Raw genomic sequence first — 23,248 nt, 5'->3', positions numbered from 1 at the left:
CGGGTAGCCGGTAGCTGAAAGGTTACCCGAGCCCCGGTGCTCAGCCGTTGAGCTTGGTCAGCCGGTCGTAGGCGGTGACGTACTCCTCGACCAGCCGGTTGACCACGTCGGCGCTGCGCTCGACCTTGTTCATCATGCCGACGACCTGGCCGACCGGGTTGAAGTTCACATCCTTGGCCGCTTCGGGGTAGCGGTGGCCGCGCTTCACGCCGTCGAGGGCGACCATCATCTGCAGCGGCATGGGCAGCGGGTCGGGGTTCTCGGTGTCCTCCCACGCGTCGGTCCAGTCGTTGCGCAGCATGCGGCAGGGCTTGCCGGTCCAGGAGCGCGAGCGGATGGTGTCGTGGCTGGTGGCCTCGAGGTAGGTGTCCATCTGCGCGGGCGGCACATTGGCCTCCTCGACGGTCAGCCACAGCGAGCCGGTCCACGCGCCCGCCGCGCCCATCGCCAGCGCCGCCGCGACCTGCGCGCCGTTGCCGATACCGCCGGCGGCCAGCACCGGGGTGTCGCCGATCGCCTCGATCACCTGCGGCCACAGCACCAGCGAGGACACCTCGCCGCAGTGGCCGCCGCCCTCGGTGCCCTGGCAGACCACGAAGTCCAGCCCGGCCGCCTTGTGGTTCATCGCGTGCTTGACCGAACCACAGAGCGCGCCGATCACCCGGCCGGAGTCCTGGATGCGCTTGACGACATCCTCGGGCGGGGTGCCGAGCGCGTTCGCGACCAGCTTCGCCTTCGGGTGGTTCAGGATCACGTCCACCTGCGGGCCCGCGGTGGTCGCGGTCCAGCCGAGCAGCTCGTTGTGGTGCTCACCGTCGGGCAGCGCGGGCACGCCGTGGTCGGCCAGGATCTTCTGCGCGAAGTCGCGATGGCCCTGCGGAACCATCTGCGCCAGCTGCTTTTCCAGCTGTTCGGGGGTCAGGCCTTCCACGCCCTTGCCCTCGTACTTCGACGGGATCACCAGGTCGACGCCGTAGATGCCGTTGACGTGCTCGTCGAGCCAGGCCAGCTCCACTTCGAGCTGTTCGGCGGTGAAGCCGACGGCGCCGAGCACGCCGAGTCCGCCCGCGTTGCTCACCGCTGCCACGACATCGCGGCAGTGCGTGAAGGCGAAGATGGGGAACTCGATGCCGAGCTGTTCGCAGAATTCGGTACGCATACCGAACTGTAACACGTTCTATTTTGCTCGATAAGGGCCAATTTTCAGGCCGCCGCGGCCTCCAGCTCGGTCAGCGAATCCTCCAGGTGATCGAGCAGTCGATGCAGGTCGGGCAGGGTGCGGCGGCAGCCGACCAAACCGAAATCGAGATTGTCGCCATTCGAGGTGAGGGTGATGTTCACGGCCTGGCCGTCCAGCGGGATGGACAGCGGATAACTCGCGTCCAGCCGCGCGCCGTTCCAATACAGCGGCTCACGCGCGCCCGGCACATTCGAGATGACGATATTGAACGGCGGCGTCGCCATCGAGGCGAAGCCGGGCAGCAGCATCGCCGCCATCGGGCTCAGCATCACCCCGGCGACCGCGAGTGTCTGGGCGGGCGTCAGCGAGCGGTAGACCTCCTTGTTGCGCCGCGTCGACTCGCTCACCACTCGCAGCCGCTCCAGCGGATCGGCGACATCGGTGCCGAGATTGCACAGCAGCGCCGCGATCTTCACGCCCTGGGTGTCGGTGTCGTCCTCGTCGCGCAGCGACATCGGCACCATCGCGATCATCGGCTTGTCCGGCAGGGCGTCGCGCTCGAGCAGGTAGGCGCGCAGCGCGCCGGCCGACATCGCCAGCACCACATCGTTGACGGTGGTGCCGGTCGCCTTCTTCACCTGCTTCACCCGGTCCATCGACCAGGTGCGCACCACGCATTTGCGGGCGCCGCCGATCGGCACGTTGAACAGCGTGCGCGGCGCCTCGAACGGCAGCGTCAGCTGCTGCTGGAGCAGGCCGGTGCGGGTCGCCTTCATCAGCGCCGCGGTCGAGGAACCCGCCGAGCCGAGGCCGCCGAGCAGTCCGCCCAGCCGGGAGCGCTGCTCGCGCGGCGCGTCGGGCCGCTGCTTGCGCGGCAGGTTCCACGGCGTCTTGATCTCGGTCGCGACGGGGTCGGTGGTGAGCGTGCGCCGCAGTAATCGCTGCGCGGAGACGCCGTCGATCAGCGAGTGGTGCATCTTCGAGTAGAGCGCGAACCGGCCGTCGGCCAGGCCCTCGACGAAATGCATCTCCCACATCGGGCGGTGTCGGTCGAGCAGGGCGCTGTGCAGGGTCGAGGCGTGGTCGAGCAGCTGCTCGATCCGGCCCGGCGCTGGGAGTGCGCTGCGCTGGAGGTGGAAGTCCAGGTCGACGTCGTCGTCCTGGGTCCAGGCCAGCTGCGGTGCGCCGAGCCAGGTGGCGGGGCGCTTGCGGAAGGTCGGCCGAAAGGTCTTGTCGGCGAGCAAGATTTCGCGGAACTCGCGCAGATAGTCCGGCCCCGCGTCCTCGGGCGGCTCGAACAATTGCAGTGAGCCCACATGCATCGGGTGCTCACGGGATTCCGCGAGCAGGAACAGCGCATCCAACGGCGCGATGAACTCCATAACAGATCGCCCCCTGACGAGAGTGGTTCGGTGCAAGTCTGTAGACGATCGACCACGCTGTCGGGTCGGCACTGTGACGCATCACGTGCCGCCTCCCAAGTTACCTGCCCCATCCCGCCGGCGTCAGGTGAACGGCGACACCGCCGCACGTCCGACACGGTTGTGCGCTCCACCCAGCGAACTGGACGGTCGCGCAGATCAGGCGGTGTTTCCGGGTTCGGGTCAGACCTTCGCGGGCTCGGCCTGGCGGGCTTCGGCCGGGGGCTCGACGGCGTCGGCCAGGCGCAGCACGGCGGTGTGCTCCTCGACCGGCTGCTCGAAAGGCGCTTCCTCGACGGAGGTTTCGGCGACCGGCTCGGCGGCCGCATCGGCGACGGTCTCCGCGACGGGCTCGGCGACCGGCTCGGCCACCTGCGGCTCGGGGGCCGGAACGGGCGCGACCGCAGGGCCTTTCGTGGTGGCGATGTCGATGCCGAGCTCGACCCTGGTCGTCTCCACCAGCGCCCGCTCCTGCTCGGCCGCGTGCCGCATGGCCTTCTGCCACAGCGAGGCCATCTCCTCCAGCTCCTCGACCGTGGCCTCCACATCGATGTGCAGCTTCAGCCGCTGCATGGTGATGTGCTGGGCGGCGGTCAGGGTGCGCAGCAGGTCTTCGCACTTGTTCGGGATCCGGCGGTGCGCCACGACTCGCAGCCGGGTCAGCATGGCGGTCGGGCGGTCCCAGATCACCTTGTGGATCTGGGCGCCGACGCCGTCGATCTCCTCCGCAGTGACGAGGTCCCACTCCCCGCAGCTGGTCAGATCGGCGCGCACCGAGGCCGAGGTCTCGAGGATGGCGGCGACCGCGGCGAGCACCGCCTCCCGGCGCCACGCCTCGTGATCGCGCTGGTCACCCACCATGTTCGACAGCTCGACATTGCGCTGCGCGGCGTCGAGTGCCTGCCTGCCGCGCTCGTCGGCCGCCGCGATGCCCTCGCGGTGGGTGCGGTTGTTGGCGATGACACCGACCAGAACTGCGGCGGCGACGACGAGCGAACCGAGGAGTGGGAGCCACTGAGTCACCCGCCGATCATTGCACCGAGGCACCGCACAGTCACCATGATCGGCGCGTTGCCTGGCGATGTCGTACGGAGTGTCGCGGTCAGCGGGGTGCCGGAACCCGGTGCAGGAAGCCGACGAGCGGCGCCAGTTCGGGGATCTGCTCGGCGTCCGAAAGTGCTTGTTCCAGTACCCGATCGTGCGTCGGGCGGGCCTTTTCGTAGGCGGCCCTTCCGGTTTCGGTGAGCTCGGTGTAGATGCCGCGCCGGTCGTCCGCGCACAGCACCCGGACCAGGAAGCCGCGATCCTCCAGCCGGTTCACCAGCCGGGTGGTCGCGCTGGCCGACAGCGCCGCCGCGCGGGCCAACTGCGAGATGCGCATGTGCCAGCCGTCCTGGCGGGCCAGCGCGTCGAGGACCGTGTATTCGACGACCGACAGCTCGTGCTCGCGCACCAGTTCGCGCTCCAGCGCGCTCTCGATGTGCCCGTGCAGTGCGGCCAGGGTGCGCCAGCCGGTCGCCCGCACCTCGACGGCGTCATCCGCAATACCCATGGGCCGAGTATAGCTGGCGGTTGCAATAGAGCGCGTGTGCAACTATCGTCGCCTAGAGTTAGTTGCATACGCGTGATATCGGCGTAGAACGGAAGGAAGCGCTCACATGCCACTAGGTCTCATCGCCCTCGCGCTCGGGGGCTTCGGCATCGGACTCACCGAGTTCGTCATCGCCGGTCTGCTCTCGGCGGTGGCCGACGACATGGGCGTCTCCGTGCCGACCGCCGGCTATCTCATCTCCGGCTACGCGCTGGCGGTCGTCGTCGGTGCGCTCGCGCTCACCCCGGTGGTCAACCGGTGGCAGCCCAAGCGGGCATTGCAGCTGCTCATGGTGCTGTTCACGGTCGGCAACGCCGCCTCGGCGCTGGCGCCCGGCTACGCGGCGCTGCTCGGCGGACGGGTGCTCGCCGCGCTCGCGCACGGCGCGTTCTTCGGTATCGGCGCGGTGCTGGCGGCCTCGCTGGTGGCGCCCGCGAAGAAGGCCGGCGCCATCTCGATCATGTTCGGCGGGCTCACCATCGCCAATGTGCTCGGCGTTCCGCTCGGCACGTTCATCGGTCAGCAGTGGGGCTGGCGGGCCACCTTCGCGGTGATCACCGTCGTCGGGCTGGTCGCGCTGGCCGGCATCACCGCGCTGGTCCCGGACGCGCCCGCGGCGAGCGCGCGGCCGGATCTGCGGGCCGAGCTGGCGGTGTTCCGCAACGGTCAGGTCTGGTACTCGCTGGCGATGACCGTGCTCGTCTTCGGCGGCATGTTCGGCGCGTTCATGTACATCGAGCCGCTGCTCACCCGGGTCACCGGGTTCTCCGACGGTGTCGTCCCGTGGCTGCTGGTGCTCTTCGGTGTCGGCTTGTTCTTCGGCAATCTGTTCGGCGGCCGCTGGGCCGACCGCGCGCTGACCCGCACCCTGCTCGCGCTCACCCTGGCCCTCGGCCTCGCGCTGGTCGCCTTCGCGCTGCTGGCCGACCACAAGCTCGCCGCGCTCCTGCTGCTGCCCGCCATGGGCTTCTTCGGCTTCGGCGCGACGCCCGGCCTGCAGATGCGCGTGCTCGACCACGCGGCCGCCGCGCCGACGCTCGCGTCCTCGGCGAACATCGCCGCGTTCAATGTCGGCAACTTCCTCGGCGTCTGGCTGTCGGGGCTGGCGATCGGCGCGGGCTTCGGCTGGGTCTCGCCGCTGTGGGTCGGCGCCGGGTTCGCCGCCACCGGGCTGGTCGTCCTGATCGCGGCCACCCGCGGCCCGCGCGCCAAGGCACCCGCGGTCCGGGAGCCCGTCGCGGTCTAGTCGCGGTGGCCGGATGTTGACGAAATATGTCACTCCGGCCACTCGGCCGACCACCGTGCCAAATCATAGGATGACCCGGGCGAGTGTGGACCTCGCCGCGGAACGAAACGGTGGTGATCGGTGAGTAAGCGCGGATGGGTGCTGTTCCTGGCGCTCGGCGTGATCTGGGGCGTGCCCTACGCGATGATCCGGATCGCGGTCGAGAGCATCGACCCGGTGGTCGTCGCCTTCGGGCGCACCGCGATCGGCGGCCTGCTCCTGCTGCCGATCGCCCTGTACACCAACGCCTTCCGTGGCGTGCTCGCCCGCTGGCGAATGCTGCTGGCCTACACCGCGATCGAGATCGTCGGCCCGTGGGTGCTGCTCGGTTACGCCGAGAAGACTCTGCACAGCTCCACCGTCGGCCTGCTCGTCGCGGCGGTGCCGCTGATCGCGATCGTCATCGTGACCCTGCTCGGCCACGACCGCTTCGACGGCCGCCGCACCGTCGGCCTGCTCATCGGCTTCGCCGGCGTCGCCGCGCTGGTCGGCCTCGACCTCGACCTGACCGACCCGATGGCGCTGACCGCTGTCGCGGTGACCACGGTCGGCTACGCGATCGGCCCGATCATCTACGACCGCACCCTCGCCGACCTGCCCGCGCTCGGCGTCGTCACCGCGTCGCTGCTGCTCGCCGCCCTCGTCTACACCCCGTTCACGGCCGCGTCCTGGCCCGCCCACATCCCCGCCGACGCCGCCTGGTCGATTCTCGGCCTGGCCGTGATCTGCACGGCCACCGCGTTTCTCGTCTTCTTCGCGCTCATCGCCGAGGTCGGTCCTGCGCGCGCCACCGTCATCACCTACATCAATCCGGCCGTCGCCATCGTGCTCGGCGTCGCGGCGCTGGGCGAACCGCTGACGATCGGCATGGCGATCGGATTCCCGCTGGTCGTCATCGGATCGATCATCGGCACCCGGCGGACCGCGCGGGTGCGCGACGCGCTCCCCGAACCGGTCGCCGAACCCACCTCCTGACACGAAAATCCCCGGTGGGCAACGAAAACGCTGCCCACCGGGGATCGTCCGGTCAGATCAGTTCGCCGGCGCCGTGGTGGTCGTGGTGCTCGTCGGCGCGACGGTCGTGGTCGGTGCCACCGTCGTGGTCGGCGCGGGCGCCGTGGTGGTGGTGGCCTTCGGCGCGGGGGCCTCGGCCTGGTTGGTCACCGGTTCCGGAGCCTGCGTCGTGGTGGACGGCGCGGTGGTCGACGGCGTCGTGGTGCTCGGCGCGGTCGTCGTTCCGGTCGACGAGGTGGTGGTCGGCGTCGTCGTCTTGGCGGTGCTGGTCGCCGACTTCGACGTGGTGGTACTCGCCGCCGCCGCGGTGGTGGTCGTGGCCGGCTTGGTCGGCGCGGCCAGCGCGGCGGTCACGTCGGCATCGGTCGGCGCCGACTTGGTGTTCACCGTCTCGCCCGCCTGCGCCTGCTTGGCCAGGTGGGTCAGCCACGCCGCGGCGTACTCGGCCGAGGTCATCGGCTTGCCGTTGGCGGCGTCGGAATCACGCCAGTAGTCGAAGTGATGACCGGTGCCGTTCGGGCCGAGCGTCAGCTGGTACGGGTCGCTCATCGCCACCGGGATGGTGTTCTGGTTCGTCACGATCAGCCCGACGATCTCGTTGAACACCTTCTGCGGCAGGTACGCCAGCGGCGAGACCTGCTCGGCCGCGATGGTGTCGGCCTTGGCCGGTGCCTTCGTCTCACCCGGCTTGTAGTCCGGGTCCGACACCTTCAGCAGCACGTCGAGGAAGGTCTCGTCGCTGGCCATCCAGTTCGGGTTGGCGGCGATGTCGGAGAAGGCGGCCATCGCGATCCGGCCGAGGGTGAAGGCCATGTCCTGGCCGGTGGCCGGGGTCAGGCCGTCGCGCTGCAGGTCGTCGACGTTGATCTGCCGTCCGACATTGGCGGCCAGCTGGAGCAGCGAGATGTTCTCCGGCGCCGCGCAGGTGAGGTCGCCCTCGGAGCAGAACGAGGCGATCTTGCCGTTCAGCGCGCCGAAGCCGCCGCCGGTGGTCACGCCCTGACCCGAGACCGGCTTGGTCCCGTTCTGGTACTTCTGGTCGAAGCCGTCCGGGTTGGCGAAGGGGTCCTCGGCGCCGATGAACGGGCCTTCCCCGGCCTTGCGACCGGCGTCGGCGAACATCACCACGCCGAGCACGTCGTCGGGGTCGACCACCGAGTAGCCGTCGGCGGGGTTGTCGTTGCCGATGCCCTCGGCGACGCGGCGCACCACGTCGGCGCCCTCGCTGTAGCCGACGATGGAGAACTTGGTGTCCGGGCAGGCGGCGGAGATCTCGCGCATCACCTGCTGGGTGTTGGCCACGCCCTGGTTGACCGCGTCCTCGTAGGTCCGCATGTCCGCCGGGTAGGCGATGTAGATGGCCGCGTACTGGCCCTCGGCGAGGTCGTCGCGCGGGGCGTTGACCACCGGGTCGACCCACACACTGCTGTGATCGCCCGACAGCGCCGCGGGCAGCGGGTTGCCGTTCGCGTCGAGCAGCATCGCCGTCGTCCCCTCGACGGGGGTGTCGTTGCGGCCCGCCACCGAGATGGTCACCATCTCGCGGCACTCGGTCACCGAGGTGGTCAGCTGGTAGGAGGGGGACTCGGGCTGCGACGTCACCGCGAACGACGCGGCGACGATGGCCGCGACACCCAGCGCCGCCGGTGCGGCGACAGCCGAAGCGATGCGATGTTTCGCAAGGAACTCGCGCAGATTCATGGTGTGATCCCGTTCGAATGACCTACAGGTGGGCAGGCCCCCCGACGGGCCGTTTGTCACGACCTTTGTCGTCCCACCTCGGAAGATCGTTACTGCCGCGAACAGGAATCAGTTGCCCCTGATTCCAGGGGCATCCGGCCCGGCTCCCGGACTTCGTGCTGGTAGGAGCCGTTCACTTAGGCGTCTCAGCGAGGTCCGTTGGTATTGAGGAACACCACGACGCCGTCCCCGAGCGCGCCGTCGGCATCGAGCGCGAGCGTCGCGGCCATCGCCTTCGCGGTGTAGACGGGTTCGAGGTGCAAGCCGGCCTCGGCGGCCAGCGCCTCGGCCCGCGCGCCCTGCGCGGTGGGGTGGCCGTAGCCGGCGCCGAGCTGGTCCTCGACGAGGATCAAGCGGTCGGCGGACAGCGTCAGCTCCGGCAGCCGCGCACCGCGCGCCCGCAGCAGCGCCGCGGTCCGCCGGGCCGAGCGCAGCAGGGTCTTCGCGTCGAGCCGGAGCTGATCGTTGACGACCACGCCGACCACCCGCGTCGACAGCCCCGCCAGCTCGAGTCCGAGCAGCAGCCCGGCGGCCGTCCCGCCCGAACCGATCGCGGTGACGATGTGCGTCGGCTCCGGCACCACCCCCGCGGCCACCTGATCGGCGAGTTCCAGCGCCGCCTCGACATAGCCGAGCACCCCGACCGTCGACGACCCACCCGCGGGCAGCAGGTACGGCGGCTTGCCACCCGACGAGTGCCGTGCCAGCAGGTACGGCACCGCGGCGATCGTGCGCGCCTTGGTGTGGGTGAAATGCAGGGTGGCCCCGCTGCGTTCGAGCCGCGCCAGCTGGGCGCGCACATGGTCGTCGATGGGCTGATCGACCAGCGCGAGTGCGGTACGCAGTCCGTGCTCCCTGGCGTACAGCGCGGTCGCCAAGCCCCAGTTCGTCCCGAGCCCGCCGACGGTGAGGATCGTGCGACGCCCCCGCCTGCGGGCATCGGGCAGCAGCCATTCGAGCTTGCGGATCTTGTTCCCGCCCCACCCGCCCTCGCCGAACTCGCCGTCGTCCGCGAGCCACAGCTGGGCTCGGCCGACGGCGAGTTCGGGCAGCGGGCGCAACGGGGTCGGTCCGGTGCCGAGTCGCAGGTGCGGCAGGGTGTCGCGGAGCTCGCCGAACCGTTGGTGCAGTAGTGCGGTCATACCTGTGACTAGATCACCGCATCCCGTCCTTGTCACCCGTCCAGTTCCGCGACCTCGCGCACCGAGTCCGCGATGGCCCGGAAGTCCTTGCGCAGGATGGCACCGTGATTGCTCGGCACCTTCGCGCCGATCCGGATGTTCGGATTGCGGGTGGTCGCCGCGTCGAGTCCGCTGCGGATCTTCTCCTGCTCGTCGCGCTTGCTGCCGAACGAGGTGCCCGAGGCCACCACGTAGCGCACCGGCACGGTGATCGCGTCCAGCACCGGACCCAGCTCGCTGGTCCGCGACAGCTTGCCCAGCTCGATATTGCTCTCGGCCTGCTGCGCCGCCGTCATCCGCGGGGCCAGGCCGGTCGGGCGCATCAGCGGCATGAACCAGCTCAGCCGCTTGAACAGCGTCCGGATCCGCTCCTCCATGGCGTCGTCGAGCCAGTCGTACGGGAAGGCGCCGTCGACCAGCACCGCGCCGATGGCCCGCTCCGGGTTCCGCTCGGCCCAGTGCGCGCCGACGACGGCGCCGTAGGACCAGCCGACCACCAGCGCCCGCTCCACGCCCCTGGCCGCCAGCACCGCGTCGACATCACGCACGGCGGCCTCGAAGGAGTAGTCGGCGGACAGCTTCGACTTCTTGCCACGCGCCCGCTCGTCGAAGGTGATGTGCCGGAACCCCGGTCCCAGTTCGGCGATGGTCTTGCGCCAGTAGCCTTGGGTGGCGAACTGCCCGTTCAGGTACAGCACCGCGATCCCGTCGCCGCCGGTATCGGTGACGGCCAGCTCCGTATCGTCGACGGCCACCATGCCGGTCCAGGCGGTGGAGTTCGTGTGTCGTGCGGTCATTGGGGATCACCCTCTCGGTTCGTGCTCGTTGATTGCGACTACTGTCGCGAGCCGCCCTGACACCGCCCTGACACCCGGCTGACGCGCCCGCTGACACCGCGCCGCGCGGGGTCTCGCCGCGGCGCCGCGGTCGCCATAGAATTGGCTGTTCGCTCGCACCACATTTCGGAGGACACCAGAACAAGCGGATTTTCCAGGTACCCAGGAAGGTGACCAATGTCGGTTTCTCGGAATGTTCTGGTGTTCGTCTGCACGCTGGGTCTGCTGGCCGCGTGTTCGTCGAACGACACCGCGCCGGATTCGACCGCGACCGCCCGCCCGACATTCTCCAGCGATGACCCGGCCAGAGCCGATGCCATCATGAAGATCGTCGACGACTACATGGCGCAAGCGCACCTCAAGTCGGTGATCGTCCGCGTGACGATCGACGGCAAGGAGATCGTCACCGCGGCCAGGGGCGAGTCGATGACCGGCGTGCCCGCCACCACCGACATGCATTTCCGCAACGGCGCCGTGGCGATCTCCTATGTGTCGACGCTCCTGCTGATCCTGGCCGACGAGGGAAAACTGAGCCTCGACGACAAACTCTCGAAATACTTGCCCGACATTCCCAACGCCGACCGCGTGAATCTGCGACAGCTGGCCCAGATGACCTCGGGCTATCACGATTTCGTGCTCGGAAACGAGAAATTCGCCGAGATCGCCTACGCGGATCCGTACAAGGCGTGGACCACCCAGGACCAGCTCGCGCTCGCGATCGACGACCCCCTGTGGTTCGAACCAGGAACCAACTGGGCCTACGCGCACACCAACTACGTCCTGCTCGGATTGGCGCTGGAGAAGGTCACCGGCAAGTCGCTCGCGGATGCGTTGCAGGAGAAGGTGCTCGGCCCGCTCGACCTGAAGAACACCGTGCCGAATCTGACCCCCTATATCCCCGAGCCGGTCCTGCACACGTTCACCTCGGAGCGCCGCGAGTACTTCTCGTTGCCCGCCGATGTCCCCTTCTACGAGGAGTCGACCTACTGGAATCCGTCGTGGACGATCAGCCACGGCGCCATCCAGACCAGCGATATCCACGACCTCGAACGCAGCGCCGTCGCCATCGGCAGCGGCGAACTGCTCTCCGACGAGTCCTACCGGGCGATGACGACCACCGACCTGCGCGGCAAGACCACGGCGGTTCCCGGCTGCGTCAACTGCCGCCCGCTCGACGATTTCCAGACCTACGGCCTCGGCCTCTGGCTCACCGGTGACTGGTCCTTCCAGAACCCGCTGTTCTACGGCGGCGCCGCGGTCAACGCCTACCTGCCGTCGGAGAAGATCGCGATCGCGGTCGCCGTCACCTTCCTGCCCGAGGCGTTCAGCGCCACCGGCGGCTACGCCAACGGCGGTGACGCGCTGTTCCGCAAGATCGGCGCGTACCTCGCGCCCGACGACGCCCCGCCGGTCAAGCAGGACGCGCCCGCGCAGGGCGGGTCGTAGCCGATGGCCGACTGGGACGGCGCCGGCTACGCCCACATCAGCGCGCTCCAGCGGACGATGGCGACGGCGGCGGTCGAGTCGGTCACGGTCGCGGGTGCCGAGCGCGTGCTCGACGTCGGGTGCGGCGACGGCTACGTGTCGCGCCTGATCGCGACCCGGGTCCCCGAAGGTTCCGTGCTCGGCGTCGACCCGTCGCCACGGATGATCGAGGTCGCCCGCACCGCCGACGACCAGCTCACGAACGTCGATTTCCAGGTCGGCGACGTCACGACCATGGCCTTCGACCACGAATTCGATCTCGTCGTCTCGTTCAACGCCCTGCACTGGGTGGTCGACCAGGAGACCGCCTACCGTCACATCGCCGCCGCGCTCGCCCCCGGCGGACGGGTCCTGGTGCAGTACGTCTGCGCCGGCCGACGCCCGAGCGTCGAGTCCGTCGCGATGGCCGTCACCGCCGACGCGCGGTGGTCGGCGGCCTTCACCGATTTCCCGCGCCCCTACGTGCACATCGACCCCGACGCGCTCCCCGCGATCGCGGCGAACGCCGACCTCGAAGTCACCGCGCGATCCGTCACCGACCGGGAATGGGACTTCGGCTCCCGCGACGCCTTCACCCGCTGGTGCACCGTCGGTTTCGCGGACTGGACCGCCCGCCTCCCGGCCGCCGACGTCCCCGCTTTCGTGGACGAGGTCGTCGATCGCTACGAGGCCGTCATCGGCAGGCCGGGCCTGTTCCGATTCCTGCAAATGCGGGCCGAATTGGCCCGCCGCGCGAACGGGTGAGCGCCCAGTGCGGAATCACCAGAGGTCGACCCACTGCGGCCGCTGCGGCACATCGAATACGGCGACGCGCCCGCGCACCAGCACCGGTATCTCAGCACCGACGGCGTAGTCCCGCACCATCTCTTTCGCCGTCGAGCGCCGGAACTCGTTCAACGCGAATCGCTTTCGCAGCCGGTGTTCGGCCCCTGTTTCCGGGTGGGTGAACGTCGCCTCGATATGCACGCGATGAGTGGCGAACGGATTGTTGTTGGCGCGCGTCACCCGGTGACCGGAATCGGTCACCGTCGCGATCACCGAAGCGGCCGTCCTGCGCAAATACGCCCGCCGCGCCTGCCAGACGATCGCGAGGACCAGCGGCCAGGTGAGCAGCGCGAACAGCATCCCACCCAGGAACCCGAACACCACCGCGACGGACTCGTCCGCCCACCGCGCGAGCATCATCGCGACCCGGAGCACGCCGGAGAAGTACAGCGCGGCGGCCAGCGCCGACACGATCCAATACACCGGCACGACCGGGCTGAACAGCGTTTTCATCCCCACCCTGATTTCCGTCACCGGCAACCGGCCGATCCTCCCACGTGATCGTAGCGATCGGACTGCCTGGCCGGTGATCGTCAGCCTTCGCTCGCGGCGAGCTGCGCGCGCAACGTATCCATCCCCATGCCGCCCATGCGTAACGCGCGGGTGTGGAATTCCTTCAGCGAGAACGATTCCCCGGCACGGCTCCGCGCCTCCTCGCGGGCGGCGAGCCATCCGCGCTCACCCAATTTGTACGCGGGCGCCTGCCCCGGCCAGCCCAGATAGCGGTCGATCTCGAAACGTGCCCTGGCCGGTTCGGTCAGGGCGCGGGTCAACAGGAACTCCAGACCGAGCTCGGGAGTCCACCGTTCGCCCTCGTGGAAGCCGGTGCCCGCGGGAATCGTCAACTCCAGATGCATGCCGATATCCACGATCACCCGTGCGGCACGGAGCAATTGTTCGGTCAGCATCCCGAACAGGTCACCGGCATCGCTCAGATAGCCGAGTTCGCGCATGAGCCGCTCGGCGTAGAGCGCCCACCCCTCGCCGTGTCCGTCGACGAACGACAACATGCGCTGATACCTGTTCAGCCCGTCCGCCGTGAGCACGGTGATCGCGTGCAGATGATGCCCCGGCACCCCCTCGTGATAGACGACGCTGACCTCCCGCCAGGTGCTGAACCGCTCCTTGCCCTCCTCCACCGACCACCACATGCGTCCCGGCCGCCGCAGATCCTCGCTCGGCCCGAGATAGTAGGCGCCGACGCCCCCGCCCGGCGGCGCGATCTTGCACTCCAGCGGTCCCGCAGCCGCGGGAATGTCGAAATGAGTGCCGCGCAATGCCGTCAGCGCCGCGTCGGCGGTGCGCTGCAACCATGCTTCGAACTCGGCCGCACCGTGCACCGCGTACTTCGGGTCGGCATCGAGCACCGCCGCGGTTTCGGCCGGGGTCTTCCCCGGCGCGATCCGAGCGGCGACGGTGCGCATCTCGGCTTCGATCCTGGAGAACTCGCGCCATCCCCAGTCATAGGCGTCCCGCGGATCGATATCGGCGCCGGTGAAATACCGTGACCACAGCCGATAGGTCCGCTCACCCACCGCGTCCGCGGCGGGCGCACGCGGTGCCAGCTCGTTCCGCAAGAACTCGGCGAACTCGCCGTAGGCCGAATCGGCCGCCCGCGCAGACCGTTCCAGCTCGTCCAGCGGCGCACCCGCCACTTCGCGAGCTGCTGCGATCAAGCCGGTGAAGAAGCCGACTTCGCCGCGGCGGCCCGCCCACGTCTCGGCCTGCTCGGCGGTCTTGTCGAGCTGCCGCCGCGCGGAGACCCGGCCGTCCTCGGCCGCCGCCACCAGCGAAGCCCGCACCCCGAGAAGAGCGTCGGGCACGTGCCCCATCCGCGCGGCGATCACCACCCAGTCCGCCGCCGACTCGGTGGCCATCAGATCGAACACCATCCGGATGTCCTGCACCGGACTGGCGATCACATTGAGCGAAGCAGCCCGCAGCCCGGCATCCTGCACCTCGAGTTCTGTTCGCAGGCGTTCACAGAACACCGCCTTGGCGACTCGCTCACTGCCGGAGCCGGGTTCGATCGCAGCCATGCTGCCCAGCGCCTTCCGGGCGACCTCGGCCCGAAGACGATGCCCACAGGCGAATAGTCGGTCAGCCGACCCTCAAACCCGGCGGTCCCGAACAACGTCGCCTGCACCGGATCGGCAGCCGCGTACTCCTCGACGAACCGATCACAGACCTCGTGCACCCCCGGAGCGGATTCCATACCGGGCACGCTAGCCAACGCGGCCCGCGTCAGCCCCCGGCAGTGAATTTCGCGCGCACTTCCGTGCTCGACGGGGTGGATGACGGCGACATCTGATGTAGCCGATGTGCAGTGTCGAGATCGTCAGCCTGGCAGCTCGTCCGCGTAAATCGTTGCGATCTTCTTGATCTCGGCGCACGGATCACCTGTTTGGAAGACGGGTGGTGCTTCGACGTGGACGCCGGCCGAACCACGATCGCTCGACATGGCGAGGAAACACGAGCCGGATTTCATGGAACCGGACAGCTCATAGATATCGCTTCCCGGCCGTCGATCGTGAAGCGATCGACCGCGGACTCGAAGTATGGCTGCTCGTGGAGTGGAACGTTGCTCATGTCGATGGTGAGGATCCTGGCAGGTCGGCCGTTCTGGACGTCCTTGAACTTGCACCCGAACACCGAGTAGGTGTCGGCGATGAAGTCGGCGCGCTCTCGGGTGCGGGGATTGAATCCGGCACGGACGACAGCGTCGTCATCGAAGGACGTGCAGGCGTCGAAGGTGACTGGCTCCCTGCCCGGGTTCACGCGAGTGACCAGTGATGGCACCTGCACCGCGATCGGGCCAGGTGTCTTCGAGGTGGGGGCCGGCGTCGGCTCGTCGCTCGAACACCCAGTGGCCGCACCGGCGATTGCCATCGCTGCGACGCAGGCGGTGGCCAGTTTCGTCCGGCTCATGCGGCATCGCCTGGAATCTGCGCTCGTCTGTAATCGACCTGCAGAACCGCAGGTTCGCGTCCCAACATCCCTACATGTTGCGCGTCGGTCCCAACTTTTGCCGCGAGCGGCACCGCGTCAGCCCCTTGCCATGTCCACGAAACGGCTCAAATGCAGCTGGTGGGCGACGGTGATGGTGGCGGTGGGGCCGTTACGGTGCTTGCCGACGATGAGGTCGGCCTCGCCACCGCGGGGGTCGTCGCGTTCGAAGGCGTCGGGGCGGTGCAGCAGGATGACCATGTCGGCGTCCTGCTCGAGCGAGCCGGACTCGCGGAGGTCGGACACCATGGGGCGCTTGTCGGTTCGCTGCTCCGGACCACGGTTCAGCTGCGAGATCGCGATCACCGGAACTTCGAGTTCCTTGGCCAGCAGCTTGAGGTGTCGCGAGAACTCCGAGACTTCCTGCTGTCGCGATTCGACCTTCTTGCCCGAACTCATCAGCTGGAGGTAGTCCACCACCACGAGTTTCAGATCGTGCCGCTGCTTGAGCCGTCGCGCCTTGGCCCGGATCTCCATCATGGTCAGGTTCGGCGAATCGTCGACGAACAACGGCGCCTCACTGATCTCGCTCATCCGCCGAGCCAGCTTGGTCCAGTCGTCGTCACTCATCCGCCCCGACCGCATATCACCGAGCTTGATCTTCGCCTCCGCCGACAACAGACGCATGACGATCTCGGTCCGGCTCATCTCGAGCGAGAAGATGACACTCGCCATCCCATGCTTGATCGAGCAACTCCGCATGAAATCCATACCGAGCGTGGAGTTGTGGGTCGGCACCATCGAGCGGCCTGCCAGATACAGGTGATCGGCGTTGTCGACCTCGACGCAGCGCACCGGGACGGATTCGATGCGGCGGACATCGACGATGTACCGCGCATCCGACCGGGCGGTGCTGTGTGAGGCGCGACGCTCCTTGTGCAGCAGCGCCTTGCGGTACAGGCCGAAGACCTCGTCGTCGGTGGCGAAGGTGAGCGTGTAGCAGGTCGAAGACTGTTCGGACCGGCCGCGGACCCGCCTGGTGGTGACCCCGCACCGGTAACCGAGGCTGACGACGAGTTCCTCGACATCGCGGAACAGACGTTCGTCGGTGACGGCGAACTGCACGGACCCGCCGTGCGTGACGGTCCCGTCGGTGTCGAGCAGCCCGGCCAGCAGCGCCCGGCGCTGCACTTCCGAAGCGCGCAGGTATTCGACCGGGATGTGCTTGTCGCCCAGTACCGAGAGGGTGCGCAGCCGCGCCTGCACACTGCCCACCGAGTTCCGGCATGCCTGGCACAGCCGCAGGCCGATCGACGGACCCCCGCACTCGGCGCAGGTCGGTGCCGGGACGGGCTCGGAAACGAATCGCGCTTTCCCACCGCAGGAACGGCCGCAGGTGCGGACCTCACTGGTGAACGGTACGAACTCGTCACCGCATACGACGCAGGTACGCGACCGCACCGGTTCGGGGGCGGGCAGCGTCAGCTGGTAGCGGCCGGGCGCGGACGGCGAGGGCGTCGTGACGATGCCTTCGCCCTCGATCCGCGCGACGATCTCCGGGTCGAAGCAGGTGAGCTGCGCGGCCGCGGAGGTGCCGTCGCCGAGCCAGGCGCCGAGGGTGTACGGCGGGACCAGCAGGTCCCTCGTCGGCAGCTGTAGCGGCCGGGTGTTGGTGACCGAGTGGTTGAGTCGCCGGTCCGCGGTCGTGCAGCGCAGCGTGTTCGCGATGTCGGCGGTGGTGCGAACCCCGGGGGCGACCGGATGGCGCCGCGGTCGGCCCGCTGCCGCTTCCTGCGCGGAACGCCGGGATTCCCGGGTGTCGGTGAGCCACTGGTGCTGCTCGTCGGCGACGAGCACTGTCCCGTCGGAGAATTCGACTTCGTAGCAGGGCCGGTCGGTCATGACCTCGGTAGCCGCGACCACCCGCGTGGGGTGACCGTCGGCGTCGAGCAGTTCGTCACCGACGCGGACCTCGCCCATCGTCGTCCACCCGGTCGGCGTCGGCAGCGGGGTGTCCAGCGCCAGCGCCTTACCGACACCGGGGCGGGCCGCGACGATGATCATCTGGCCCGCGTGGAGGCCGTTGGTGAGTTCGTCGAGTTCGGTGAAGCCGGTGGGGACGCCGAGGGAGATGCCGCCGCGGGAGGCGATGGAGTCGATCTCGTCCATGGTGGGCTGGAGGAGTTCTTCCAGTGGGGTGAAGTCCTCGGTGGTGCGGCGCTCGGTGACCTCGTAGATCTCGGCCTGGGCGCGGTCGACGACCTCGGCGACGTCCTGGCCGTCGGCGCCGGCGTAGCCGAACTGGACGATGCGGGTGCCCGCTTCGACGAGGCGGCGCAGGATGGCCTTCTCGGCGACGATCTCGGCGTAGTAGCCGGCATTGGCCGCGGTGGGCACGGTCTGGGTCAGGGTGACCAGGTACGGCGGGCCGCCGATGCGCTTGAGCTCGCCGCGGCGGTCGAGACCGGCCGCGACGGTGACGGGGTCGGCGGGTTCGCCGCGGCCGTACAGGTCGAGGATGGTGTCGTAGACGGCCTGGTGGGCGGGGCGGTAGAAGTCGCCGGGGCGCAGCACCTCGACCACGTCGGCGATGGCGTCCTTGCTCAGCAGCATGCCGCCGAGGACGGACTGCTCCGCGGCCATGTCGTGCGGGGGCTGGCGGCCGAAGTCCTCGCCGGGGGGCTCGGGCGGGAAGTCCGTATGCGCGCGGTCACCGGTGGTAGTCACCAGAATCGACCGTCCTCTCTGCCCGCAGAACCGGGGGTTTCACATCGATGAACTCGTTGTACTCCCGGGCACCGACACGGATGTCAGCAATCGGTTGCCTGCGTGATTCCCGGGGCCGCGCGCAGGGCGATGCGACGAACCTAAGCGACGTTTCCGGGCGCCGCCAACCCGATATGTGCACACAACTGTGGATAACTTGGGGGTAGTTCACCCAGTGTTGTGCAGCTCCTGTGGAAAACGTGGGGAAAACCCAGGTCAGTGCGGTGGAACGCCCTGCTAGGCCCCGTTTTACCCAACTCTCCACCTGTGGATGAAAGAAGTTCCGGCGTGTCGGTCAAGGTGAACGGCCGGGCGTGTTGGGTAAACAGCGATGGTGCAGGCTATGACTGGAGTCACAAATCTGCCGGTCGGTTTCCGCAACCATCCACAGGTCGAATAACGGGAGGTCAGCGGATTGCCGACCGTCGGCCGCCTCCGGTGACCTGCACGGGAGCGATCTTCGGCTATCGGTCAGTTATCGCGAAATCGGCCGTGAAATGGCAACGAGAAACCACCCCCGTGTCGAACACGGGGGTGGTTCTCAGCGAACTCAGTTCGCGGCAACCTCGAGGTTGAACTTGGCAGCCACATCGGGGTGCAGGTGCACCACGATGCCGTGCTTGCCGGTCGCCTTGATGTGCGACTTCGGCAGCTCGATGCTGCGCTTGTCCACCACGGGGCCACCGGCGGCCTTGATGGCGGCGGCGACATCGGCGGTGGTGACCGAACCGAACAGCTTGCCGCTGTCGGCGGTCTTCACGGCCAGCGAGACCGCTTCGAGGCCCTCGATGGCCTGCTTCAGCTCGTTGGCGTGATCGAGGTCGCGCACCTTGCGGGCGTCCTGCGCCCGGCGGATGCCCTCGACCTGCTTCTGGGCGCCACGGGTGGCCACGATGGCCAGGCCGCGGGGCAGCAGGTAGTTGCGGCCGTAGCCGTCCTTGACCTCGACGAGATCGCCCGGGGCACCGAGGTTGTCGACATCAGCGGTGAGGATGAGCTTCATCTGTCTGACTCCCTTTCTCAGCGAGCGGTCGACACGTAAGGCAGCAGGGCCACCTCACGCGAGTTCTTGACGGCGACAGCGATATCACGCTGGTGCTGGACGCAGTTGCCGGTGACGCGGCGGGCGCGGATCTTGCCGCGATCGCTGACGTACTTACGCAGCAGCGTGGTGTCCTTGTAATCGATATTGACGATTCCGGACTTGCTCTCCTTGCAGAAAGTGCAAGCCTTCTTCTTCAGCACCTTTTCGCGCGCGGGCGCTTTAGGCATGGTCTTCTCTCCGTACTATGAGTGCCGTTCCTCAGAACGGCGGTTCGTCATCCATGCGGCCGCCGCCCCCGAAGGAGCCGGCCGCGGGCGCGCTACCCCACGGATCGTCGTTGCCGGCGTTTCCGCCGCCCGACTGTCCGCCGCCGTTGTTGGCGTTGTAGCCGCCTGCGCTTGCACCACCACCGGCATTGCCGGAACCGCCACCGAAGCCACCGCCTCCGCCGCCGCGACCGGCCTTGGAGACCTTGGCAGTCGCGTAGCGCAGCGAGGGGCCGACCTCGTCGACCTCGAGTTCGACGACCGTGCGCTTCTCACCCTCGCGGGTTTCGTAGGAGCGCTGCTTGAGCCGTCCGCTCACGATCACGCGAGCGCCTCGGGTCAGGCTCTCGGCGACGTTCTCCGCTGCTTCACGCCAGATGTTGCAGCGCAGGAACAGGGCCTCGCCGTCTTTCCATTCGTTCGAATTGCGATCGAACACGCGGGGAGTCGAAGCGACGGTGAAATTCGCCACCGCTGCGCCCGCGGGCGTGAAACGAAGCTCAGGGTCTGCCGTCAAGTTTCCGATGACGGTGATGACCGTGTCGCCTGCCATGGGGGTTCCTCCTGCTCGGGGTGCAGTCCGCGTCTCGCTGTCGCGCTAGAGCCTAAAGACAGGCACCGACGAAAACGAGAGTTTGCTCTGCGGACTACTTGTCGTTGCGCAGAACCTTGGTGCGCAGCACCGTCTCGTTCAGGCCCAGCTGGCGATCGAGTTCGCTCACGGTGGCCGGGGTCGCGGTCAGTTCGACGACCGCGTAGATGCCCTCGGCCTGCTTGGCGATCTCGTAGGCGAGCCGACGACGGCCCCAGATGTCGACCTTGTCGACCTTGCCGCCCTCGGTCTTGACGACGTTGAGCAGGTTATCCAGGGACTGCCCGACGATGCGCTCGTCCAGGCTGGGGTCGAGGATGACCATCACTTCATAATGACGCACGGACCAATCACCTCCTGTGGACTAGGAAACGGCCATGGACTTTCCATGGCAGGAGGGTTCGTTGCGTCAGCAACCCGGTAAGGCTACATGAGCGGGCCCTGAGCAGCGAAATCGATCTTCGCCGCGGGTACGCACGGGTGATCGGCGTGTCGCCGCATACTGTGGTCGCCATGACCACAGCCGCCGACTCGCAGCAGCGCGCAGCACGCGGCGCGGCGCGGGCCACGGCGCTGACATTTGTCGTCGTGCTGCTGTGCGGGCTCACCCTCGCGCTGGCCTATGCCAACAAGGCGCGGTGCGCGGGCGGTGCGATCGATGAATCCGGTCGCAGCCTGATATTCGATGTCCGCAAGGATTCGGATGTCTGCTACTCGGATATCCAGTTCCTCTGGCTCGGCCGCGAGATCGACAACCACGTCTTCCCGTACGTGGACGGCGGGATCACCGAGGACGGCGCGCTCACCGGCGGCGCGGTGGAGTACCCGGTGCTCAGCGGCGTGCTCATGTGGGCCGGTGCGATCGGGGTCGCCAACGACGCCGACTTCCTCTGGCACTCGGCGCTGCTGCTCACCCCGTTCGCCCTGCTCACGGCCTGGATGCTGGCCCGGCTGGCAGGCCCGGCCGCGCTGCTGTGGGCGATCGGGCCGCCGCTGGTGCTCTACGCCTTCCACAACTGGGAACTGCCGGTGGTGTGCACGGCGGTCGCCGCGGTCTATGTGATGACCATGCTGACCGGCCTGTCGGTGCGCACCCGCGGGATCATCGCCGCGGTGCTGCTCGCGCTGGGCTTCTGCCTCAAGCTCTATCCGGGCATCTTCGTGCTCCCGCTGGCGATGTACGTGCTCACCGAGGGCGCGCCGCGCGGCCCGCGCAGGCTGCGTGAGCTCGATGTGGCGGGCGCCGCGCAGACGCTGCTGGCGGCGATGGGCACGGTGGCGGCGGTGAATCTGCCGTTCATGGTGGCCGGGGTCGACGGGTGGCGCGCCTCGATCACCTTCCAGCAGCTGCGCCAGGCCGACATCACCACCAATTCGATCTGGTACTGGGGCCACCCGCTGATCTTCGGCCGCGACGCCGAGACCACCACCACCTGGCACGACATGGTCGCCATCGCCTCACCGGCGCTGATCCTGGCGTCGTTCGGGCTGGCGATGTGGCTCGGCCTGCGCCGCTGGACACCCACCTCGCCGTTCCCGTGGGTCGGCGTGAGTGGCGCGATGCTGTGCGGATTCATGCTTTTCCACAAGGTCCACTCACCCCAGTACACCCTGTGGATAATTCCGTTCCTGGTCCTGCTCGAGGTCCCGTGGTCGCTGGTCGCGGCCTACCTCGTCGCCGACGCGGCGGTCGGCATCGGCGTCTTCCGCTACTTCGCCGCGCTCGGCGAGGGCGAGGGCGTCGACCTGATGGAGGGCATCGTCCAGTTCGGCGTCTGGCTCCGCACCGCCCTGCTCATCGCCCTGTTCTTCCTGTTCCTGCGCGCGGCGTTGCGCGGCCGCCGCACCGCGGCGCCCGTCGAAACCGCCACCGCCGCACGCGAACTGCAACCGGTCGCCTGAGCCGACGACAGCGGCGGCGGTCCCGATCCGGGATCCGCCGCCGCTGTCGCTTCGGTACTGCCGCTGCTCGATCAGCTGACCGGGGCGGTTTCCTTCGACTCGTCGATCGCGTCGGGCTCGTTCTTGCGGTTGCGCATGATGGACGAGATGAACGCGGCGCCGATGAAGGCGACACCGATCAGGCCGGTGATGAGCTCGTCGACGTGGATGCCGATGGAGACGAGCAGGATCGCGGCCAGCGCGCCGATCGCCCAGTGGGCGCCGTGCTCGAGGTACACGTACTCCGACAGGGTGCCCTGGCGGACCAGGTACACCGTGATCGACCGGACGAACATGGCGCCGATGAAGCCGAGGCCGAGCGCGATGATGATCGGGTCGGAGGTGATGGCGAACGCGCCGATCACGCCGTCGAAGGAGAACGACGCGTCGAGGACCTCGAGGTAGAGGAACATGAAGAACGCGGCCTTGCCCGTGGCCTTGACCAGGGTCGACGGGCCGGAGCTCTCCAGGTCCTCGGTGTGGAACATCGAGCCGAGGCCGTCGACCGCGATGTAGACGATCATGCCGAGCAGGCCGGCGACCAGCACGGTCGAGCGATCCTCGTCCTTGGCCAGGAACTCGGCGGTCAGGATCAGGCCGGTGCCCGCGACGACCACCGAGAGCATGTCGAGCTTGCCCGCCTTGGCCAGCGGGCGCTCCAGCCAGCTCAGCCAGGTGATCTCACGCTCTTCGAAGATGAAGTTCAGGAACAGCAGCGCGAGGAACATGCCGCCGAACGCCGCGATCTGCGGGTGCGCGTCGGTCAGCAGGGTTTCGTAACTGGGGCTGCCGTCGGGGAAGTAGGCGGCGTCGTCCGGCGGCGGGTTGAGGGCCAGATCGAACGCCTCGATCGGACCGAGCCCGGCGGTGATCCACACGATGGCCAGCGGGAACACCAGTCGCATGCCGAACACGGCGATGATGACGCCGACGGTCAGGAAGATCCGCTGCCAGAACTCGCTCATCCGTTCCAGGACGGTGGCGTTGATGACGGCGTTGTCGAACGACAGCGAGACCTCGAGAATACCGAGGATCGCACACAGTGCCAGCGCGGTCGGGCCACCGTAGAGGAAGGCGACGACCAGCGAGAGGACCGTGATGACGACCGACATACCGAAGATGCGCGTAATCACG

21 protein-coding genes are annotated in these 23,248 nt (G+C 68.3%); 5 read left to right on the top strand and 16 right to left on the bottom strand.

The window, feature by feature from the left end:
• Window positions 1-40: 40 nt before the first annotated feature.
• From AB0L91_RS11425 to AB0L91_RS11410, 4 genes are all read right to left on the bottom strand, one after another.
• Window positions 41-1,159, bottom strand: a complete 1,119-nt coding sequence (locus AB0L91_RS11425; protein WP_355275173.1) for a nitronate monooxygenase family protein — start codon at window positions 1,157-1,159, stop codon at window positions 41-43.
• A 44-nt stretch (window positions 1,160-1,203) separates the two neighbouring features.
• On the bottom strand, window positions 1,204-2,562 hold the full coding sequence (locus AB0L91_RS11420; RefSeq protein WP_357341988.1) for a wax ester/triacylglycerol synthase family O-acyltransferase: 1,359 nt from the start codon (window positions 2,560-2,562) through the stop codon (window positions 1,204-1,206).
• Window positions 2,563-2,784: 222 nt separating this feature from the next.
• Complete coding sequence (locus AB0L91_RS11415) at window positions 2,785-3,624, bottom strand: hypothetical protein (protein WP_365009171.1); 840 nt, start codon at window positions 3,622-3,624, stop codon at window positions 2,785-2,787.
• A 79-nt stretch (window positions 3,625-3,703) separates the two neighbouring features.
• On the bottom strand, window positions 3,704-4,153 hold the full coding sequence (locus AB0L91_RS11410) for a MarR family transcriptional regulator (RefSeq protein WP_357341991.1): 450 nt from the start codon (window positions 4,151-4,153) through the stop codon (window positions 3,704-3,706).
• Window positions 4,154-4,259: 106 nt separating this feature from the next.
• Between AB0L91_RS11410 and AB0L91_RS11405 the strand changes: the two genes are divergently transcribed.
• Both AB0L91_RS11405 and AB0L91_RS11400 read left to right on the top strand, forming a co-directional pair.
• Window positions 4,260-5,438, top strand: a complete 1,179-nt coding sequence (locus AB0L91_RS11405) for an MFS transporter (protein ID WP_365009168.1) — start codon at window positions 4,260-4,262, stop codon at window positions 5,436-5,438.
• Between the two features lie 120 nt (window positions 5,439-5,558).
• Window positions 5,559-6,452: a DMT family transporter gene (locus AB0L91_RS11400; RefSeq protein ID WP_365009166.1), complete on the top strand. Its 894-nt coding sequence runs from the start codon at window positions 5,559-5,561 to the stop codon at window positions 6,450-6,452.
• 57 nt (window positions 6,453-6,509) lie between these two features.
• Here AB0L91_RS11400 and AB0L91_RS11395 read toward each other — a convergent pair whose 3' ends face one another.
• The 3 genes from AB0L91_RS11395 to AB0L91_RS11385 all read right to left on the bottom strand — a co-directional run bounded on the left by AB0L91_RS11395 (window position 6,510) and on the right by AB0L91_RS11385 (window position 10,209).
• A complete protein-coding gene (locus AB0L91_RS11395) occupies window positions 6,510-8,192 on the bottom strand; it encodes a cutinase family protein (protein WP_355275162.1) in 1,683 nt (560 codons plus the stop codon).
• 185 nt (window positions 8,193-8,377) lie between these two features.
• The gene (locus tag AB0L91_RS11390; protein WP_365009163.1) at window positions 8,378-9,373 is read right to left on the bottom strand and encodes a pyridoxal-phosphate dependent enzyme; all 996 of its coding nucleotides are present in this window, start codon (window positions 9,371-9,373) and stop codon (window positions 8,378-8,380) included.
• Between the two features lie 32 nt (window positions 9,374-9,405).
• Complete coding sequence (locus AB0L91_RS11385; protein WP_357341999.1) at window positions 9,406-10,209, bottom strand: alpha/beta hydrolase; 804 nt, start codon at window positions 10,207-10,209, stop codon at window positions 9,406-9,408.
• 216 nt (window positions 10,210-10,425) lie between these two features.
• Here AB0L91_RS11385 and AB0L91_RS11380 point away from each other — a divergent pair, with 216 nt between their 5' ends.
• Window positions 10,426-11,694: a serine hydrolase domain-containing protein gene (locus AB0L91_RS11380; protein WP_365009161.1), complete on the top strand. Its 1,269-nt coding sequence runs from the start codon at window positions 10,426-10,428 to the stop codon at window positions 11,692-11,694.
• 3 nt (window positions 11,695-11,697) lie between these two features.
• Window positions 11,698-12,477 (top strand): methyltransferase domain-containing protein, encoded by a 780-nt coding sequence (locus AB0L91_RS11375; RefSeq protein WP_365009159.1) that lies wholly within the window; start codon window positions 11,698-11,700, stop codon window positions 12,475-12,477.
• A 15-nt stretch (window positions 12,478-12,492) separates the two neighbouring features.
• On the opposite strand, the gene AB0L91_RS11370 is transcribed toward AB0L91_RS11375, so the two are convergent.
• The 8 genes from AB0L91_RS11370 to rpsF all read right to left on the bottom strand — a co-directional run bounded on the left by AB0L91_RS11370 (window position 12,493) and on the right by rpsF (window position 20,516).
• On the bottom strand, window positions 12,493-13,011 hold the full coding sequence (locus tag AB0L91_RS11370; protein WP_365009157.1) for a hypothetical protein: 519 nt from the start codon (window positions 13,009-13,011) through the stop codon (window positions 12,493-12,495).
• Window positions 13,012-13,091: 80 nt separating this feature from the next.
• The gene (locus tag AB0L91_RS11365) at window positions 13,092-14,597 is read right to left on the bottom strand and encodes a DUF885 domain-containing protein (RefSeq protein WP_365009155.1); all 1,506 of its coding nucleotides are present in this window, start codon (window positions 14,595-14,597) and stop codon (window positions 13,092-13,094) included.
• 445 nt (window positions 14,598-15,042) lie between these two features.
• Window positions 15,043-15,486: a DUF3558 family protein gene (locus AB0L91_RS11360; RefSeq protein WP_365009153.1), complete on the bottom strand. Its 444-nt coding sequence runs from the start codon at window positions 15,484-15,486 to the stop codon at window positions 15,043-15,045.
• Between the two features lie 117 nt (window positions 15,487-15,603).
• A complete protein-coding gene (dnaB, locus tag AB0L91_RS11355) occupies window positions 15,604-18,231 on the bottom strand; it encodes a replicative DNA helicase (RefSeq protein WP_365009151.1) in 2,628 nt (875 codons plus the stop codon).
• A gap of 589 nt (window positions 18,232-18,820) precedes the next feature.
• A complete protein-coding gene (gene rplI / locus AB0L91_RS11350) occupies window positions 18,821-19,273 on the bottom strand; it encodes a 50S ribosomal protein L9 (protein WP_355275146.1) in 453 nt (150 codons plus the stop codon).
• 17 nt (window positions 19,274-19,290) lie between these two features.
• Complete coding sequence (gene rpsR, locus AB0L91_RS11345) at window positions 19,291-19,542, bottom strand: 30S ribosomal protein S18 (protein ID WP_019050001.1); 252 nt, start codon at window positions 19,540-19,542, stop codon at window positions 19,291-19,293.
• A gap of 31 nt (window positions 19,543-19,573) precedes the next feature.
• Window positions 19,574-20,134, bottom strand: a complete 561-nt coding sequence (locus AB0L91_RS11340) for a single-stranded DNA-binding protein (protein ID WP_218718404.1) — start codon at window positions 20,132-20,134, stop codon at window positions 19,574-19,576.
• Window positions 20,135-20,228: 94 nt separating this feature from the next.
• Window positions 20,229-20,516, bottom strand: a complete 288-nt coding sequence (gene rpsF / locus AB0L91_RS11335; RefSeq protein ID WP_022565973.1) for a 30S ribosomal protein S6 — start codon at window positions 20,514-20,516, stop codon at window positions 20,229-20,231.
• A gap of 170 nt (window positions 20,517-20,686) precedes the next feature.
• On the opposite strand from rpsF, the gene AB0L91_RS11330 reads away from it, so the two are divergent.
• A complete protein-coding gene (locus AB0L91_RS11330) occupies window positions 20,687-22,075 on the top strand; it encodes a hypothetical protein (RefSeq protein ID WP_365009147.1) in 1,389 nt (462 codons plus the stop codon).
• Window positions 22,076-22,146: 71 nt separating this feature from the next.
• Here the strand turns inward: AB0L91_RS11330 and AB0L91_RS11325 are convergent, their stop codons facing one another.
• Window positions 22,147-23,247 carry a DUF475 domain-containing protein gene (locus AB0L91_RS11325; protein ID WP_355275140.1) on the bottom strand — a complete coding sequence of 367 codons (1,101 nt, stop codon included), beginning with the start codon at window positions 23,245-23,247 and terminating at the stop codon, window positions 22,147-22,149.
• Window position 23,248 lies beyond the last annotated feature (1 nt).

Source organism: Nocardia sp. NPDC051833, from assembly GCF_040681225.1.
In the GTDB taxonomy this organism is placed as follows: Bacteria; Actinomycetota; Actinomycetes; order Mycobacteriales; family Mycobacteriaceae; genus Nocardia.
This window is presented reverse-complemented; position numbering and strand designations above follow the sequence as displayed.

Excerpts from the sequence above, each read along its gene's own strand:
- AB0L91_RS11375 (WP_365009159.1), top strand. The coding sequence starts at position 11,698 with ATGGCCGACTGGGACGGCGCCGGCTACGCCCACATCAGCGCGCTCCAG.
- AB0L91_RS11395 (WP_355275162.1), bottom strand. The coding sequence starts at position 8,192 with ATGAATCTGCGCGAGTTCCTTGCGAAACATCGCATCGCTTCGGCTGTC.
- AB0L91_RS11380 (WP_365009161.1), top strand. The coding sequence starts at position 10,426 with ATGTCGGTTTCTCGGAATGTTCTGGTGTTCGTCTGCACGCTGGGTCTG.
- AB0L91_RS11385 (WP_357341999.1), bottom strand. The coding sequence starts at position 10,209 with ATGACCGCACGACACACGAACTCCACCGCCTGGACCGGCATGGTGGCC.
- AB0L91_RS11330 (WP_365009147.1), top strand. The coding sequence starts at position 20,687 with ATGACCACAGCCGCCGACTCGCAGCAGCGCGCAGCACGCGGCGCGGCG.
- rplI (WP_355275146.1), bottom strand. The coding sequence starts at position 19,273 with ATGAAGCTCATCCTCACCGCTGATGTCGACAACCTCGGTGCCCCGGGC.
- AB0L91_RS11340 (WP_218718404.1), bottom strand. The coding sequence starts at position 20,134 with ATGGCAGGCGACACGGTCATCACCGTCATCGGAAACTTGACGGCAGAC.
- AB0L91_RS11410 (WP_357341991.1), bottom strand. The coding sequence starts at position 4,153 with ATGGGTATTGCGGATGACGCCGTCGAGGTGCGGGCGACCGGCTGGCGC.
- AB0L91_RS11370 (WP_365009157.1), bottom strand. The coding sequence starts at position 13,011 with ATGAAAACGCTGTTCAGCCCGGTCGTGCCGGTGTATTGGATCGTGTCG.
- AB0L91_RS11420 (WP_357341988.1), bottom strand. The coding sequence starts at position 2,562 with ATGGAGTTCATCGCGCCGTTGGATGCGCTGTTCCTGCTCGCGGAATCC.
- rpsR (WP_019050001.1), bottom strand. The coding sequence starts at position 19,542 with ATGCCTAAAGCGCCCGCGCGCGAAAAGGTGCTGAAGAAGAAGGCTTGC.
- AB0L91_RS11405 (WP_365009168.1), top strand. The coding sequence starts at position 4,260 with ATGCCACTAGGTCTCATCGCCCTCGCGCTCGGGGGCTTCGGCATCGGA.
- AB0L91_RS11365 (WP_365009155.1), bottom strand. The coding sequence starts at position 14,597 with ATGGCTGCGATCGAACCCGGCTCCGGCAGTGAGCGAGTCGCCAAGGCG.
- AB0L91_RS11390 (WP_365009163.1), bottom strand. The coding sequence starts at position 9,373 with ATGACCGCACTACTGCACCAACGGTTCGGCGAGCTCCGCGACACCCTG.
- AB0L91_RS11360 (WP_365009153.1), bottom strand. The coding sequence starts at position 15,486 with ATGAGCCGGACGAAACTGGCCACCGCCTGCGTCGCAGCGATGGCAATC.
- AB0L91_RS11425 (WP_355275173.1), bottom strand. The coding sequence starts at position 1,159 with ATGCGTACCGAATTCTGCGAACAGCTCGGCATCGAGTTCCCCATCTTC.